Genomic DNA, 15,566 nt, shown 5'->3' with positions numbered 1-15,566 from the left:
GACCAAGGGATTTCGAACGTGGTTCGAGATCCCTTTTTTGTTCGTGCAGTACTGAGGAAACAGCCCCATGAAAATTCCCAAACGTTTGATTGCAGGTGTAGGCGTGCTGGTGCTTGGCGCCAGCGCCCTGGTCCAAGCTGCGCCCTATGATCAGGGTGGCGGACCTGACCGTGGTGGCCCACAGGGCCAGCACGATCAACGTGGCGATGACCATCGCGGGCCGCAGGACAACCACCGTGGCGGGCCTCCTCAGGACTTTGGTCCTGTGAGACAGGTCATCCGCGACAACCATGGCGACTTCCGCCGTGGCGCGCCGCCGCCTCCCGGCATCCACCTGGTGCGCGGCCAGCGCCTGCCGCCAAACTACTATGGTGAGCGTCTGGACCCACGGGCGCTGGGCCATCTGCCGCAATACCCTGGTTATGAATGGCGCCGTTCGGGTGGGGACATCGTATTGATCGCCGTTGGCACCAGCATCGTCTATCAGATTCTGGATGGCGCGCTGTACTAGAGCCGCACTGCTTTTGTGGTGAGGGAGCTTGCTGTGGCYRGGGAGYTGGTGTGGCKRGGGAGCTTGCTCCCGCTGGGCTGCGCAGCGGCCCCAAAATCCTGGGAGCGCTGCGCACTCCAGCGGGAGCAAGCTCCCTCGCCACACCAGCTCCCTCGCCACCGCAAGCTCCCTCGCCACCGCAAGCTCCCTCGCCACCGCAAGCTCCCTCGCCGCAGCAGTCGCCTAAATCTCGATACGCTCGACCTTGCCGACCAGCAAGATGTAGGACAACGCACCCAACAACGCCAGCACCGCGATGTACGTAATCGCCGGCGCAAACGAATCCCCGGTCGCCAGAAAGCCAATCACGATCGGCGTGGTAATCGCCGACAGATTGCCGATGAAGTTGAACATCCCTCCGGTCAGCCCCAGCAGCCTTGCCGGCGCCAGGGTCGACACCAGCGACCAGGTGATCGACGCCAGGCCATTGCCGAAAAACGCCACCGCCAGAAACGCAATCACCCACGCCGTGGAATCAACAAAGTTGGCGCCGATGATCGCCGTGGAAATCAACAGCCCGCCAATGATCGGCAACTTGCGCGCAAACCCCACGGACGCTCCCCGGCGAATCAGCCAATCGGAAAACAGCCCCGAACACAGCACCCCGACAAACGCCGCCAGAAACGGCAGCGACGCCAGCAGGCCGGACTTGATGAAGTCCATGCCGCGATATTTCACCAGGTAGGTGGGAAACCACGTCAGGAAAAACCACAACGTGGAATTCAGGCAGAACTGCCCCAGGTAGATCCCCCACAGCTTGCGCTTGCTCAACACGATGCCGAGGTCGACCCAGCTGAACGGCGCCTTGGCCGCCTGCGCCTGGATGTCCACCAACCCGCCGCCTTCGCGGATCAGCTCGATTTCCGCCGCATTCGCGCCTTTGAAATCCCGTGGCTCGCGGTACACCGCGTACCAGATCAACGCCCACACAATGCCCACGCCGCCGGTGGCGACAAACACCATGTGCCAGCCAAAGGTGTGTTGCAGCCAGGCCAACACCGGCGTGAGAAACGCCAGCCCGACAAATTGCCCGGAGGTATAAACGCCGATCGCCGTGGCCCGTTCACGCTCGGGGAACCAGGTGGTGACCACGCGGCTGTTGATCGGGTAGGCCGGGGCCTCCAGGGCGCCCACCGCCATGCGCAATACGAACAGCGCGATGAAGCTGGCGGCGAAACCGAGCATCACCGTGGCCACCGACCACAGCAGCAGGGCGACGCTGTAGAGAATGCGCGGCGGCACCCGGTCCACCAGCCAGCCGCCGGGAATCTGCATGGCCGCGTAGGTCCAGCCGAACGCGGAGAAGATCAGCCCGACATGCACCGGGTCGATCCCCAGCTCGCTGGTCAGGGCCGGAGCGGCAATCGACAGGTTGCTGCGGTCCAGGTAGTTGATCACCACGGTGATGAACAGCAGCACCATGATGAAGAAACGCTTTCGGCTGGGCGTGACTAAAGAAGCCTGCCCGGTGAAGGACTCGGATTGCATGGGGGTTGCCTCTTCTTATGGTTATTGAGGACAGGTCTTACTGACGAAACCGAATCAAATGTGGGAGCGGGCTTGCTCGCGAAAGCGGTCTACCAGCAGCGGATGTGTTGACTGACACTCCGCCTTCGCGAGCAAGCCCGCTCCCACACTGATCGGGTTTTCACCTCAAATTCGCGGTGTTTACCACTCCGCAAAACTGCCGTCGGCATGCCGCCAGATCGGATTGCGCCAGCGATGCCCGATGGCCGCGCGTTCGATCACGTATTCCTCGTTGATCTCGATGCCCAGGCCTGGCCCGTTGGGGATTTTCACAAAGCCCTGGTCGTAGTCGAAAACACCCGGATCGCGCACGTAATCCAGCAGGTCATTGCTCTCGTTGTAGTGAATGCCCAGGCTCTGTTCCTGGATGAACGCGTTGTAGCAAACCGCATCCAGCTGCAGGCACGCTGCCAGGGCAATCGGGCCGAGCGGGCAGTGCAGGGCAAGGGCCACGTCGTAAGCTTCGGCCATGTTGGCAATCTTGCGGGTTTCGGTGATACCGCCGGCGTGGGACGCATCCGGCTGGATGATGTCGACGTAGCCTTCGCTGAGCACGCGCTTGAAGTCCCAGCGCGAGAACAGGCGCTCGCCGAGGGCAATCGGGGTGCTGGTGAGCGGCGCCAGCTCTTTCAGCGCTTCGTAGTTTTCGCTGAGCACCGGCTCTTCGATAAACATCAGTTTGTAGGGGTCGAGTTCCTTCATCAGCACCTTGGCCATGGGTTTGTGCACCCGGCCATGGAAGTCGACGCCGATGCCGACGTTCGGACCGACCGCATCCCGCACGGCGGCGACGTTGGCCAGGGCCTGGTCGACTTTTTCGAAGCTGTCGAGAAATTGCAGCTCTTCGGTGCCGTTCATTTTCACCGCAGTAAAACCACGGGCCACGGCTTCCTTGGCGGCGCGGGCAGTGTCGGCCGGGCGGTCGCCACCAATCCATGAATACACGCGGATCTTGTCGCGCACCTGGCCACCCAGCAGGTCGCTGACCGACACGCCGAGGGCCTTGCCCTTGATGTCCCACAGCGCCTGGTCGATACCGGCGAGAGCGCTCATATGGATCGCGCCGCCACGGTAGAAACCGCCGCGATAGAGCACGGTCCAAATGTCTTCGATATTGCGTGGGTCCTTGCCGATCAAGTAGTCGGACAATTCCTCGACGGCGGCAGCCACGGTATGGGCGCGGCCCTCGACAACGGGCTCGCCCCAACCGGTCACGCCCTGGTCGGTTTCAACCTTGAGGAAGCACCAGCGCGGCGGGACGATGAAGGTGGTCAGTTTGGTGATTTTCATCTTCTTATCTCTCTTGTAGATGGAGAACGCTGATCAGCCCAAGGCGTGCCAGGCCGCGACGTAGGCCTGGGCGTTGCTCGCCACTTGGGCGACGCTCATGCCCGGCTTGAATAACCCGGAGCCCAGGCCGAAGCCTTTGACGCCCGCGTCGAAAAATACCTGCATGTTGTCCGGGGTGATGCCGCCCACCGGCAGCAGCACGGTGCCGGCGGGCAGTACCGCGAGCAAGGCCTTGACCACCGCCGGGCCCATTTGCTCGGCCGGGAACAGCTTCAGCACGTCGGCGCCTTCGGCCAGCGCGGCAAACGCTTCGGTGGGCGTGGCCACACCCGGCGACAGATACAGGCCCGCGGCCTTGGCGGCTCGCAGCACCTTGGCATCGCTATGGGGCATGACGATCACCTGGCCGCCGGCGGCTTTGACTTGATCGACCTGTTCCGGGGTCAGCACGGTGCCGGCGCCGATCAGGCAATCGGCGGGCAGGCTGTCCCGCAGGATGCGGATGCTGGAATAAGGATCCGGCGAGTTCAGCGGCACTTCGATCACCCTGAAGCCCGCCGTGTACAACACCTCGCCGATCGCCAGCGCCTCCTCCGGTCGCAGGCCGCGCAGGATCGCGATCAAACCGTTGTGTGTCAGTGCTTGCTTGAGCATGTCGGGCCTCTCGTCAGGTTGCAGGCAGCAGCCCCGCCGCCATGGCCAGCTGCCAAAGGCCACGCTCGGTAGCCTCCTGCGCCAGGGTCACGTGGGGGAAGCCACAGAGTTGGAGTGCACGCTGGTAGCGGGTGCAGAGTTGGGGTGTGCCGACCAGGACGATGTCGCGCTGCTGGCTGGGCTTGCGAGTGCGTAGGCCGGTCAGTTCGTGGCCGATCAACAGCCCGGACAGATAGTCCGGTTGCTCGTCAGGCGCCAGCTCGCCGGTCAATCCCAGGGAGCGTGCGCTGAACAAGTTCGACAACAGCCCCGTTTGGCCGTCTGCCGACAGCGCAACCTGAACACCGCGATCAAAAGCGGCCACCTGGAACTGTTCGGAAGGGCGCTGGGTGCGCCCCAGAATGCTGTGTTGACTGAGCACGGCGAACAACTCGCCGGTCATGAAAGTATCGAAGTGAGTGATGCAGCCTTCCACCACCTCCACCCACTTGGAATGGCTGCCCGGCAGGCCGATCAATACGTCGCGCCCGGTATGGGCAGACAGGCTTTGCAGCACGCCGAGCACCTGGGTTTCTTCACCGCGCATCACATTGGGCAACGCGCCGAGTTGAATCACACCGGGCACGATGTGCACCGCTGCGCCCCGCAGGCTGCGCACCACATGCAGCGCCTGGCCGAGGGTAGAAACGTCGGCCGGGGTGTCGCGGTAAGCCGCTTCGCCCCAGCCCTGGGCGCTGCCGACCATGCCGCAAGCGATAACGGGAAGGTCGGGCTGGGTGTCGAGCCAGTCACCGCAGGCTGCGTCGAATGCCAGCTCGAACCCGTTGCTGCAGCGAACACCGGCTATTTCCCGGGCTTCAATCGGCAGGTGCATGATCCCCGACGCCAAGGTGCGCCGTTCGATCACGACGCCTGCCGGGCCGAGCTTGTAAGCACGAAGGGAACTGGTTCCCCAATCGAGCGCGATCAATTGCGCCTGCATCGCTTCACCTGAGTGTTCTGAGCGGATGAGGCGAATATAAACCCAAGACCGGCAAAGTCTCAATATATAAATATCAGTCCCATATATAGGGAAATTAAAGACTTAAAATATTGACAGATCCAGCGTGCGCATCGCCCCCATCCAGATCGCGTGTTCGGTGTGGTCCTTGAGGTCATCACCGGTGGTCGGGTGCAGGAACACCACCAGGCCGTTGCGGTTGAGGGCCAGCCAAGGCAGCACGACGCCGATGTATTCAGGTTCGAATGCCAGCTGGCAGCTCCAGTCCGGGTGCGGGCCCACCGGGCGTTCATGCACGCGGCCCATGCGCAGCGGAAACAATTGCGCGGCGTCTTCGCAGAGTTTGCGCGCCTGGTCGATGGTGTTGGCGTCGAAATAGATATGGGCGTGGTAGCCCTTGATACGTTGCATGACAGGCTCCGGACTCATTGATCGGCAAATCCTAGACCGCAATGGACGGCAGGGCCAGACCGGTCAGCGATTGTGCGCTGCTGGCCTGTTCGGTCATCAGCCAGTCGACGAAACGCTCGATCAACTGGCTGCGGCGTTTGCGCTGGGGCAGCACCACGTAATAGCCGAAGCGCGAGATCACCGTGTCGCCAATCGGCCGGCACAGCCATTTTTGCTCCAGCAGGTTATCCACAAGGTGACGCCAGCCGATGGCCACGCCCTGGCCCGCGATCGCGGCCTGGATCAACAGCGTGTAATTGTCGAAACGCAGTTGGCCCGGGGTGGGCGCGGTGGTGATGCCCAGTTCGCGAAACACCCCGCTCCAGTCGAACCACTGGTTGTTGTTTTGCTGGCGCAGGTGCAGCAAGGGGAACTCCAGCAGGCTCTGCACCGACAGTGGCGCGACTCGGTCCTGGAGTAGCTGCGGGCTGCACACCGGGAACACTTCCTCGTTGAACAGCCAGAGGCTGTCGCCCTGTTTGAAGCGGCCGTCACCGAACAGCACCGCTACGTCGATATCGCTGCGCAACGTGGCGTGGTTACGCTCGCTGGTGACCAGGCTCACGTCCACCTGCGGGTTGGCTTCATGGAAACGATGCAGGCGTGGCATCAGCCAATACGCGGCGAAGGCAAAGTCGGTCGCCACCTGCAGGACTTCATGCTGGTCCTGCTCGGCAATCGCGCTCAGGCCCTGGTTGATGCTCTGCAAACCGGCCTGTACCTGCTCGAATAACAAGGCGCCCGCGTCGGTCAGCTCGATGCCACGGTAGATGCGATCAAACAGGCGCACCTTCAGCTGTTCTTCCAGGCGCTTGATCTGCTGGCTGATGGCCGGCTGAGTGGTGCCCAACTCCATCGCCGCTGCCGTAAAGCTGCGTTGGCGCGCTGCGGATTCAAAGGCACGCAGCAGGTCGAGTGACAGGTGACCGAGGGATTCATACATAAGCTGGGCTTATCCTAGACATTGCTTCTCATGGGCTTTACCACGATTTCCATGGCCTGCATGCTCATTCGCATAAACATCGACTATGGAATGCCGCGAAAACCATGAAGCGCAAGAACATTCTTTTTATCATGGCCGATCAAATGGCCGCGCCGATGCTTCCGTTCTACGGTCCTTCGCCTATCAAACTGCCAAACTTGAGTCGCCTCGCCGCTGAGGGCGTGGTGTTCGACGCCGCTTACTGCAACAGTCCGCTGTGTGCGCCATCGCGCTTTACCCTGGTGAGTGGGCAGTTGCCGAGCAAGATCGGCGCCTACGACAACGCGGCCGATTTCCCCGCCGACGTGCCGACCTATGCCCACTACCTGCGCCGCCTCGGCTACCGCACCGCGCTGTCGGGCAAGATGCATTTTTGCGGCCCCGACCAGCTCCACGGCTATGAAGAACGCCTGACCAGTGACATCTACCCGGCCGACTATGGCTGGGCCGTGAACTGGGATGAGCCGGACGTGCGCCCCTCCTGGTACCACAACATGGCGTCGGTGCTGCAGGCCGGGCCGTGCGTGCGCACCAACCAGCTGGATTTCGACGAAGAGGTAGTGTTCAAGGCCCAGCAGTACCTGTTCGACCATATCCGCGAAGATGGCGACCAGCCGTTCTGCCTGACCGTGTCGATGACGCACCCACACGACCCTTACACCATTCCCAAACCGTTCTGGGACCTGTACGACGACAACGACATCCCGCTGCCTGCAACACCGCCACAGGCTGACCTCGACCCTCACTCCCAGCGCCTGCTCAAGGTCTATGACCTGTGGGACAAGCCGCTGCCGCTGAACAAGATCCGCGATGCACGCCGCGCCTACTTCGGCGCGTGCAGCTACATTGACAGCAACGTCGGCAAGGTCCTGCAAACCCTGGAAGATACGGGCCTGGCCGATGACACCATCATCATCTTCTCCGGCGACCACGGCGACATGCTCGGCGAACGCGGGCTCTGGTACAAAATGCACTGGTTTGAAATGGCCGCCCGGGTGCCGCTGCTGATCAGCGCGCCGGGGCAGTTTGCGGCCGGCCGGGTGACCGCCGCCGTGTCCACCGCCGACCTGCTGCCTACCCTGGTGGAACTGGCCGGCGGCGAGCTGGACCCGAGGCTGGCGCTGGACGGCCGCTCGCTGGTGTCTCACCTGCAAGGGCAGGGCGGGCACGACGAAGTGTTCGGTGAGTACATGGCCGAGGGCACCATCAGCCCGCTGATGATGATCCGCCGTGGTGCCTACAAGTTCATCTACAGCGAGGACGATCCTTGCCTATTGTTCGATGTGCACAACGACCCGCACGAGCGGGAGGACCTCAGCCAGTCACCGGAACACCGGCCACTGTTCGAGGCGTTTTTGCGTGAGGCGCGGGCCAAATGGGACATCCCGGCGATCCACCAGCAGGTGCTCGCCAGCCAACGCCGTCGCCGCCTGGTGTTCGAGGCGCTGACCCAGGGCAAGCTGAAGAGCTGGGACCACCAGCCACTGGTAGACGCCAGTCAGCAATACATGCGCAACCACATCGACCTCGACGATCTGGAGCGCAAGGCACGTTTTCCACAACCCTGCCAAAACCAATAAAACTGAGGGGAAGGCCATGCAAAAGTTATCCACCGTGTTGAGCGTTGCGCTGCTGGCATTGAGCAGTGCCGGCGTCTACGCGGACACCAGCTGCGACACCGTGAAGATGGCCGATCCGGGCTGGAGCGATATCGCCGCCACCAATGCCATTACCGGTTTCCTGTTGAACGGCATGGGCTACAAGGCCAAGGTCGACACCCTTGCGGTGCCGATCACCTTTGGCGGGCTCAAGGACGGCCAGGTGGATGTGTTCCTGGGTAACTGGATGCCGGCGCAGCAAGGCTTCTACGACAAGTTCGTGGCCAATGGCGATGTGGTGCAACTGGCGAAGAACCTCGACGGTACCGAATTCACCCTGGCCGTGCCGGACTATGTCTGGGACGCCGGGGTGCATGACTTTGCCGACCTGAACAAGTTTGCCGACAAGTTCGACAAGAAGATCTACGGCATCGGTTCGGGTGCGCCAGCGAATCTCTCGTTGCAGGAAATCATCAAGAAGAACGACTTTGACTTGGGCCAGTGGAAGCTGATCGAGTCCAGTGAACAGGCGATGCTGGCCGAAGTGTCCCGGGCGGTGAAGAAGCAGAAGTTCGTGACCTTCCTCGGCTGGACGCCGCACCCGATGAACGTGCAGTTGAAGATGCATTACCTCAAGGGTGGGGAGAAGTACTTTGGTGACACCGGCAGCGTGTATACGTTGACCCGCAAGGGCTATGCACAAGCGTGCCCGAATGTGGGGAAATTGCTGACCAACCTGAGTTTCACCCAGGAGATGGAGAACGCCATCATGGCTGAGGTGGTGAACAAGAAGGTCAGTAATGCGGACGCGGCGAAGGCGTGGATCAAGGCGAACCCGGCGGTGCTGGACAAGTGGCTGGACGGGGTTAAAACCGTGGACGGCCAGGATGCACTGGCCGCTGTAAAAGCCAAACTCTGATGCACTGATCGTTCCCACGCTCTGCGTGGGAACGCATCCGGTGACGCTGCGCGTCAAGACTCAAGAGCGGACGCAGAGCGTCCAGGACGGCATTCCCATGCAGAGCGTGGGAACGATCATCATGAGCTTGATACTCTGATTCAAACCTCTTCAACCGAGTTTCCAATGCCCTGGCCCAACCGCCATACACTCTTCCCCTTCCTCAGCTGGCTCCCGCGCCAAACCCGCGCCAGCGTCGGAAGGGACGCGGTCGTCGGCCTGAGCGGTGCAGTCCTGGCATTACCCCAGTCCATTGCCTACGCGCTGATCGCCGGGCTTCCACCGGAGTATGGCCTGTACGCCGCGATCATCCCGGTATTGATCGCCTGCTTGTGGGGCTCTTCCTGGCACCTGATCTGCGGCCCCACGGCAGCCATATCTATCGTGCTGTACGCCAGCGTCAGCCCGCTGGCCGTGCCCGGCTCCCAGGACTACATCACACTCATCCTGTTGCTGACATTCCTGGCCGGCGTCTTCCAATGGCTGTTGGGCATGCTGCGCTTCGGCGCCCTGGTGAATTTCGTCTCGCATTCAGTGGTGCTCGGCTTCACCCTCGGCGCTGCGGTGGTGATCGCCCTGGGCCAACTGCCCAACCTGCTGGGGCTGGACCTGCCCAGCCAGGCCACGGCGATCAACAGTCTGCTGGCGCTGATCAACCATGCCGGGGAGTGGAATCGTCCTTCACTGGTGCTCGGGCTCGGCACCTTGCTGGTGGGGGTGCTGCTGAAACTCTGGGTACCGCGCTGGCCAACCCTGTTGATCGCGCTGGCCCTGGGCAGCCTCATCCCGTGGCTGTGGCCGACGATGTTCGGGGAGGTGGCGCGGGTCAGTTCATTTGTCGGCAAGCTGCCACCGTTCAGCCCGCTGCCGATGGACCTGGACATGGTCCTGCGCCTGCTGCCGAGTGCCGTGGCGGTGGGCATGCTGGGGCTGGTGACCAGCCTGTCGATTGCGCGCTCACTGTCGGCCCGCTCCCAACAATTGCTCGATGCAAATCAGGAAGTGCGCGCCCAGGGTTTATCCAACATCGTCGGCGGATTTTTCTCCGGGTATTTGTCGGCGGGTTCCTTCACACGGTCGGGCCTGAGTTATGAGGCAGGCGCCTGTTCGCCGCTGGCGGGGGTGTTTTCCGCATTGTGGGTGGCGTTGTTCGCGCTGTTCGGTGCGGCATTGATCGCGCATATCCCGATCCCGAGCATGGCCGCCAGCATCCTGCTGATTTGCTGGGGGTTGGTCGACCATCGCGGTATTCGGGCGCTGTTCCGGGTCAGCCGCGCAGAGTTCGTGGTGATGAGCCTGACCTGCATCGCCACGCTGTTGCTGGAGTTGCAAACGGCCATTTACGCCGGGGTGCTGGCGTCGCTGTTTTTCTACCTCAAGCGCACCTCGCAGCCGCGGGTCCAGCAATGGCGTGACGGAGAGGACGATGTGCTGCGGGTCGGCGGGTCGATCTTTTTCGGCGCCAGCCATTACCTGCAGGTGCGGCTGCAAAGCCTGCACGGCCAGCGGGTGGTGATCGAGGCGCAGCAGATCAACTTTATCGACTATTCCGGGGTGGAGATGCTGCACCAGGAAGCGCGCCGATTGAATGGAGTGGGGCGCAGCCTGGCGTTGCGCAAGGCCCGGCCGCAGGTGGTGGAAGAGCTGAAGAAACTGGAAGGGGCCGACCAATGCCCCATCCATTTCGAAGACTGAATGCGGTTAAAACTGTGGGAGCGGGCTTGCTCGCGAATGCGGTGTGACAGTCGCCGTATGTATCGACTGATCCACCGCATTCGCGAGCAAGCCCGCTCCCACATTTGGATTGCGTCAGGCCAGTTGGCTACGCAATTCAGCCAGCACCGGCGCCGAATCCGGGCGCACACCGCGCCACAGGAAGAACGCTTCCGCGGCCTGTTCCACCAGCATCCCCAGGCCATCCATTGCCACCGCCGCGCCCTGCTCACTGGCCCAGCGGCAGAAAGCCGTAGGCTCTTTGCCGTACATCATGTCGTAGCAAAAAGTCTTTCCGGGTTCGATCAGGCTGCCGGCAATCGGCGGTACATCGCCTGACAGGCTGGCGGACGTGGCATTGATGATCAGGTCCACCGGTTCACGCAGCCAGTCGAAACCGCTGGCGGACACCGGGCCGAGATCGTCGAACAGCTCGGCGAGCAATTCCGCTTTTTCCACGGTGCGATTGGCAATGATCAGCGCAGCCGGCTGCTCAGCCAGCAATGGCTCCAACGCGCCGCGCACCGCACCACCGGCGCCCAGCAGCAGGATGCGTTTGCCTTGCAGGCTGAACCCGGCATTCACCGTCAAATCCCGCACCAGGCCGGCGCCGTCGGTGTTGTCTCCCAACAGGCTGCCATCGCCGAGCTTGCTCAGGGTATTCACCGCGCCGGCCCGTTGGGCGCGTTCGGTCAGGGTATTGGCCAGGCGATAGGCCTCTTCCTTGAACGGTACGGTGACGTTGGCGCCACGGCCTTGTGCGAAAAATGCTTTTGCACAGCCGGTGAAATCCTCCAACGGCGCGAGCAAGGTGCTGTAGTCCAGTTGCTCGCCGGTCTGTTCGGCGAACAGACGGTGAATCAGCGGCGACTTGCTGTGGCCGATGGGGTTGCCGAAGACGACATAACGATCCATCAGACCGCCGCCTTGGGCAGCACACCCAGCCAGTCGCGGTCTTGCAGGAAGTAGTCGGTTAGGCGCGCTTCTTCGCTGTCGGGGGCGGCTTTCCAGTCATAGCTCCAGCGCACTTGGGGTGGCAGCGACATCAGGATCGACTCGGTACGCCCGCCCGATTGCAGGCCAAACAAAGTGCCGCGGTCGTAGACCAGGTTGAACTCGACGTAGCGGCCACGGCGGAATTCCTGGAATTCGCGCTGCTGCTCGGTATAGGCCATGGCCTTGCGGCGCTGGACGATCGGCAGGTAGGCGTCGATGTAGGCGTCGCCGATGGCGCGCATGAAGGCGAAGCTGGTGTCGAAGTCCCACTCGTTCAAATCATCGAAGAACAAACCGCCGATGCCCCGCGGTTCGTTGCGGTGCTTGATGTGGAAGTAGGTGTCGCACCAGGCCTTGTAGCGCGAATAAACGTCCGGGCCAAACGGCGCGCAGGCCTGTTCGGCGACGCGGTGCCAGTGGATGCAGTCTTCTTCGTTGCCGTAGTAGGGCGTCAGGTCGAAGCCGCCGCCAAACCACCACACCGGCTCTTCACCTTCTTTTTCAGCGATGAAAAAACGCACATTGGCGTGGGAAGTCGGCACATGCGGGTTGTGCGGGTGGATCACCAGCGACACGCCGAGGGCCTCAAAACCGCGACCGGCCAATTCCGGGCGATGGGCACTGGCGGACGGTGGGAGGCCGCTGCCAAACACGTGGGAAAAGTTAACGCCGCCTTTCTCGATTACCGAACCGTTTTCGATCACACGGGTGCGACCGCCGCCGCCGGCAGGCCGGGTCCAGGCGTCTTCGATGAAGCGACTGTCCGTCTCGAAGGTTTCCAGGGCGCTGCAAATGCGGTCTTGCAGGTCAAGCAGGTAGGCTTTGACAGCCTCGGTGCGGGTAGTCATGACATCACCTTGAATCGGGCAACGCTACACGAGGCCATTGGGCATCGGCGGCAAATGGGCGCACAGGATACCACTGCACCCACTGCTGCCACAGTTGACGAAGATCAAGCTTAGGAGTCCGATAGGGGGCTACGCGAAATGACTTAAGGAGAGTGCAGATGGCCAAACGTATCCAGTTCCGTGCCCATGGCGGCCCCGAAGTGCTTGAGTATGTGGACTACACCCCGGCAGAACCCGGCCCGCAGCAGGTTCGCGTGCAGAACAAGGCCATTGGCCTGAACTTCATCGACACCTATTTCCGCAGCGGCCTGTATGCACCACCGGCCTTGCCGTCGGGCCTGGGCGCAGAAGGTGCCGGCGTGGTTGATGCGGTGGGCAGCGAAGTCACTCAATTCAAGGTCGGCGATCGCGTGGCCTACGGCAGCGGCCCGCTGGGCGCCTACAGCGAATTGCATGTGTTGCCGGCTGCCAACCTGGTGCACCTGCCGGACGACATCAGCTTCGAACAGGCCGCCGGCGCGATGCTCAAGGGCCTGACGGTGCAGTACCTGTTGCGCCAGACCTATGAGTTGAAGGGCGGCGAAACCATTCTGTTCCACGCCGCTGCCGGTGGCGTCGGCTCCCTGGCTTGCCAATGGGCCAAGGCCTTGGGCGTGAAGCTGATCGGTACCGTGAGTTCGCCGGAAAAAGCGGCGCTGGCCAAATCCCTCGGCGCCTGGGAAACCATCGACTACAGCAAGGAAAATGTCGCACAACGCGTGCTGGAACTGACTGACGGCAAGAAGTGCCCAGTGGTGTACGACGGCGTAGGCAAGGACACCTGGCTCACCTCGCTGGACAGCGTCGCGCCACGCGGATTGGTGGTGAGTTTCGGTAATGCTTCGGGGGCGGTGGATGGGGTCAACCTGGGGATTCTGGCGGCCAAGGGCTCGCTGTATGTGACCCGGCCGACATTGGCGACCTATGCCAACAACCCGGAAAACCTGCAGGCGATGGCGGATGATCTGTTTTCGATGATCATCAGCGGGAAGCTGCAGATTGATATTAACCAACGGTTTTCGTTGGGGGATGCGGCGAAGGCGCAAATTGAGTTGTCGGCGCGGCGGACGACTGGGTCGACCATTCTGTTGCCTTAGGGCGTTGGATTTTCAGCGGGTTTGAAGGCCTCTTCGCGAGCAAGTCGAATCGTCGCACCGCCGCTCCCACATTTGACCGCGTTCCAAAAGTTGGACTCGGTCAAATGTGGGAGCGGGCTTGCTCGCGAATGCAGGCGACTCGGTCTCAGGAAGGCCGCACAACCTCACCCGTCGCCAGATCCCGAATCAGACTCGGGTTCTTGCGCCCCCCCAGATTCCCCCCCAATACCAGATCCACCTGCCCGCGGAAGTACTGCTCCACACGAATCCGCGTGCGCGCCGCCGGGCGGCCCTGCGGGTTGGCCGAGGTGGAAATCAGTGGCCCGACCAGCGAGCACAGATCCCGCACTTGCGGATGATCAGTCACCCGCAACGCCACCGTGTCATGCACCCCGGTAATCCACTCGGGCAGCAAGTCCTGATGGGGCACCAGCCACGTATTCGGGCCAGGCCAGGTACTGGCCATGCGGTCCATCCACTCATCGGGAAAGTCTTCGAAGAGAAAATCGAACTGACGGATATTGTCGGCAATCAGGATCAGCCCCTTATCCACAGACCGGCCCTTGATCGCCAGCAACCGATCCACCGCTTCTTCGTTCCAAGGGTCACAGCCCAGGCCCCAGACCGCCTCGGTTGGATAGGCAATCACTGCGCCTGCGCGAATTTCTCGTGCGGCTTCTCGCACACGCCACCTGTTGACCATTACTCACTCTCCGGACTAAAGCTCTGCGCAGTTTACCGATCTTCGTTACAAAACCTAGCTGCGCGCAAGCCAGCGCCCGCTTTCGCAGATCACTCGGCCTTCCAGTTCCAGCTCCGTCAGGCTGGCCAGCACCTCGGACAAGGCCCTGCCACTGGCAATCGCCAGGGCTTCACTGGTGTGGGGCGCCGCGTGCAACAGCGCCACCAGCGGATGATTGACCGCAATCGGCGCCGGGCGGGAGAGGGCCTGCCAGCCACGCAGGTTTTCGAGAATGTGCTCGATGGTTTCCACCAGCACCGCGCCATCGCGGATCAGTTGATGGCAGCCTTTGGCCCCAGGGTGATGGATGGAGCCGGGGATGGCGTATACCTCGCGCCCTTGCTCCGCCGCCAGCCGCGCGGTGATCAGCGAACCGCTGGCCATGCTGGCCTCCACCACCAGTACCCCAAGCGACAGGCCACTGATAATACGGTTGCGGCGCGGGAAGTTGCCGGCCTGGGGCGCGGCGTCCAACGGAAACTCGGAAACAACGGCGCTGCCTTGGGCAATCATCGCCTCGGCCAAGCGTCGATGGCGCTGTGGATAAAAATTTTCGAGCCCGGTGCCCAGCACGCCGATTGTATGTCCACCAACATCCAAAGCCGCCTGGTGAGCAGCACCGTCGATACCCAGGGCAAGGCCACTGGTGATGACAAAACCGGCACTCGCCAGGCTGCGGGAAAACGCGGCGGCGGTATCCATTCCTGGCCTGGAGGCGCGACGGCTGCCGACCATCGCCAGCTGCGGTTTCTCCAGAATCGCCGGGTTGCCGGCGACGAATAATAGCGGGGGTGCATCATCCAATTCTGCAAGCAATGCCGGGTAGTCGGGTTGGTCCCACATCAGCAAATGCTGGGCCGGACGCTCCAACCAGGCCAATGCCGCACTGGCACCATCACGTACTTCCTCGCAACGCCGGGCATCGGCGCTGGCCACCTTGAGCCCCAGGGAGCGCCAGGCACTGGCCGGTGCGCTGATGGCTTTTGACGCAGAACCAAAGGCCTCGATAAGTTTTTTAAAGCCCTTGGGACCCAGTTCCGGCAGCCTGTGCAAGCGTAGTCGGGCTTCCAGTTCTGCCGGGGAAATTTCACGGTCATTCGTCGGTAACATTTGATCGTCCTT

The 15,566-nt window shown here is 62.1% G+C and carries 15 protein-coding genes; 5 read left to right on the top strand and 10 right to left on the bottom strand.

What is annotated here, in order from left to right; genetic code table 11:
• The first annotated feature begins 67 nt into the window (after nt 1-67).
• Nucleotides 68-511 carry an anti-virulence regulator CigR family protein gene (locus tag JV201_RS00175; RefSeq protein WP_003214903.1) on the top strand — a complete coding sequence of 148 codons (444 nt, stop codon included), beginning with the start codon at nt 68-70 and terminating at the stop codon, nt 509-511.
• Nucleotides 512-733: 222 nt separating this feature from the next.
• Here the strand turns inward: JV201_RS00175 and JV201_RS00170 are convergent, their stop codons facing one another.
• From JV201_RS00170 to JV201_RS00145, 6 genes are all read right to left on the bottom strand, one after another.
• Nucleotides 734-2,038, bottom strand: a complete 1,305-nt coding sequence (locus JV201_RS00170; protein WP_219406349.1) for an MFS transporter — start codon at nt 2,036-2,038, stop codon at nt 734-736.
• Nucleotides 2,039-2,218: 180 nt separating this feature from the next.
• Nucleotides 2,219-3,367 carry a galactonate dehydratase gene (dgoD, locus tag JV201_RS00165; protein ID WP_003213645.1) on the bottom strand — a complete coding sequence of 383 codons (1,149 nt, stop codon included), beginning with the start codon at nt 3,365-3,367 and terminating at the stop codon, nt 2,219-2,221.
• Nucleotides 3,368-3,400: 33 nt separating this feature from the next.
• Nucleotides 3,401-4,021 (bottom strand): 2-dehydro-3-deoxy-6-phosphogalactonate aldolase, encoded by a 621-nt coding sequence (locus JV201_RS00160; RefSeq protein ID WP_219406348.1) that lies wholly within the window; start codon nt 4,019-4,021, stop codon nt 3,401-3,403.
• 13 nt (nt 4,022-4,034) lie between these two features.
• Nucleotides 4,035-5,003, bottom strand: a complete 969-nt coding sequence (locus JV201_RS00155; RefSeq protein WP_219406347.1) for a 2-dehydro-3-deoxygalactonokinase — start codon at nt 5,001-5,003, stop codon at nt 4,035-4,037.
• Between the two features lie 102 nt (nt 5,004-5,105).
• The gene (locus JV201_RS00150) at nt 5,106-5,432 is read right to left on the bottom strand and encodes a DOPA 4,5-dioxygenase family protein (protein ID WP_003213639.1); all 327 of its coding nucleotides are present in this window, start codon (nt 5,430-5,432) and stop codon (nt 5,106-5,108) included.
• Nucleotides 5,433-5,463: 31 nt separating this feature from the next.
• On the bottom strand, nt 5,464-6,414 hold the full coding sequence (locus JV201_RS00145) for a choline sulfate utilization transcriptional regulator (protein WP_008439576.1): 951 nt from the start codon (nt 6,412-6,414) through the stop codon (nt 5,464-5,466).
• A 104-nt stretch (nt 6,415-6,518) separates the two neighbouring features.
• On the opposite strand from JV201_RS00145, the gene betC reads away from it, so the two are divergent.
• The 3 genes from betC to JV201_RS00130 all read left to right on the top strand — a co-directional run bounded on the left by betC (nt 6,519) and on the right by JV201_RS00130 (nt 10,704).
• Nucleotides 6,519-8,033, top strand: a complete 1,515-nt coding sequence (gene betC, locus JV201_RS00140; protein WP_219406346.1) for a choline-sulfatase — start codon at nt 6,519-6,521, stop codon at nt 8,031-8,033.
• A 16-nt stretch (nt 8,034-8,049) separates the two neighbouring features.
• Nucleotides 8,050-8,970 carry a choline ABC transporter substrate-binding protein gene (gene choX / locus JV201_RS00135; protein ID WP_102604433.1) on the top strand — a complete coding sequence of 307 codons (921 nt, stop codon included), beginning with the start codon at nt 8,050-8,052 and terminating at the stop codon, nt 8,968-8,970.
• Between the two features lie 165 nt (nt 8,971-9,135).
• Nucleotides 9,136-10,704 carry a SulP family inorganic anion transporter gene (locus JV201_RS00130; RefSeq protein ID WP_003213628.1) on the top strand — a complete coding sequence of 523 codons (1,569 nt, stop codon included), beginning with the start codon at nt 9,136-9,138 and terminating at the stop codon, nt 10,702-10,704.
• Nucleotides 10,705-10,818: 114 nt separating this feature from the next.
• On the opposite strand, the gene aroE is transcribed toward JV201_RS00130, so the two are convergent.
• Both aroE and hemF read right to left on the bottom strand, forming a co-directional pair.
• Nucleotides 10,819-11,637: a shikimate dehydrogenase gene (gene aroE, locus JV201_RS00125; RefSeq protein WP_219406345.1), complete on the bottom strand. Its 819-nt coding sequence runs from the start codon at nt 11,635-11,637 to the stop codon at nt 10,819-10,821.
• Complete coding sequence (hemF, locus tag JV201_RS00120; RefSeq protein ID WP_219406344.1) at nt 11,637-12,566, bottom strand: oxygen-dependent coproporphyrinogen oxidase; 930 nt, start codon at nt 12,564-12,566, stop codon at nt 11,637-11,639. Before hemF ends, aroE begins: the two co-directional genes overlap by 1 nt.
• A 158-nt stretch (nt 12,567-12,724) precedes the next feature.
• Between hemF and JV201_RS00115 the strand changes: the two genes are divergently transcribed.
• A complete protein-coding gene (locus tag JV201_RS00115) occupies nt 12,725-13,702 on the top strand; it encodes an NADPH:quinone reductase (RefSeq protein WP_076013283.1) in 978 nt (325 codons plus the stop codon).
• Between the two features lie 145 nt (nt 13,703-13,847).
• Here the strand turns inward: JV201_RS00115 and JV201_RS00110 are convergent, their stop codons facing one another.
• Nucleotides 13,848-14,405 (bottom strand): L-threonylcarbamoyladenylate synthase, encoded by a 558-nt coding sequence (locus JV201_RS00110; protein WP_003213622.1) that lies wholly within the window; start codon nt 14,403-14,405, stop codon nt 13,848-13,850.
• Nucleotides 14,406-14,459: 54 nt separating this feature from the next.
• Complete coding sequence (gene dprA / locus JV201_RS00105) at nt 14,460-15,554, bottom strand: DNA-processing protein DprA (protein ID WP_177050671.1); 1,095 nt, start codon at nt 15,552-15,554, stop codon at nt 14,460-14,462.
• Nucleotides 15,555-15,566 lie beyond the last annotated feature (12 nt).

Source organism: Pseudomonas sp. Colony2, from assembly GCF_019382755.1.
Lineage (GTDB): Bacteria > Pseudomonadota > Gammaproteobacteria > Pseudomonadales > Pseudomonadaceae > Aquipseudomonas.
The sequence above is the reverse complement of the archived record's forward strand: the minus strand, read 5'-3'. Positions and strand labels throughout refer to the sequence as shown.

Bases quoted from the DNA above. Each gene is read 5' to 3' on its own strand.
- JV201_RS00170 (WP_219406349.1), bottom strand. From the start codon at position 2,038: ATGCAATCCGAGTCCTTCACCGGGCAGGCTTCTTTAGTCACGCCCAGC.
- choX (WP_102604433.1), top strand. From the start codon at position 8,050: ATGCAAAAGTTATCCACCGTGTTGAGCGTTGCGCTGCTGGCATTGAGC.
- JV201_RS00160 (WP_219406348.1), bottom strand. From the start codon at position 4,021: ATGCTCAAGCAAGCACTGACACACAACGGTTTGATCGCGATCCTGCGC.
- JV201_RS00115 (WP_076013283.1), top strand. From the start codon at position 12,725: ATGGCCAAACGTATCCAGTTCCGTGCCCATGGCGGCCCCGAAGTGCTT.
- dgoD (WP_003213645.1), bottom strand. From the start codon at position 3,367: ATGAAAATCACCAAACTGACCACCTTCATCGTCCCGCCGCGCTGGTGC.
- JV201_RS00175 (WP_003214903.1), top strand. From the start codon at position 68: ATGAAAATTCCCAAACGTTTGATTGCAGGTGTAGGCGTGCTGGTGCTT.
- JV201_RS00130 (WP_003213628.1), top strand. From the start codon at position 9,136: ATGCCCTGGCCCAACCGCCATACACTCTTCCCCTTCCTCAGCTGGCTC.
- JV201_RS00155 (WP_219406347.1), bottom strand. From the start codon at position 5,003: ATGCAGGCGCAATTGATCGCGCTCGATTGGGGAACCAGTTCCCTTCGT.
- betC (WP_219406346.1), top strand. From the start codon at position 6,519: ATGAAGCGCAAGAACATTCTTTTTATCATGGCCGATCAAATGGCCGCG.
- JV201_RS00110 (WP_003213622.1), bottom strand. From the start codon at position 14,405: ATGGTCAACAGGTGGCGTGTGCGAGAAGCCGCACGAGAAATTCGCGCA.
- hemF (WP_219406344.1), bottom strand. From the start codon at position 12,566: ATGACTACCCGCACCGAGGCTGTCAAAGCCTACCTGCTTGACCTGCAA.
- aroE (WP_219406345.1), bottom strand. From the start codon at position 11,637: ATGGATCGTTATGTCGTCTTCGGCAACCCCATCGGCCACAGCAAGTCG.
- JV201_RS00145 (WP_008439576.1), bottom strand. From the start codon at position 6,414: ATGTATGAATCCCTCGGTCACCTGTCACTCGACCTGCTGCGTGCCTTT.
- dprA (WP_177050671.1), bottom strand. From the start codon at position 15,554: ATGTTACCGACGAATGACCGTGAAATTTCCCCGGCAGAACTGGAAGCC.
- JV201_RS00150 (WP_003213639.1), bottom strand. From the start codon at position 5,432: ATGCAACGTATCAAGGGCTACCACGCCCATATCTATTTCGACGCCAAC.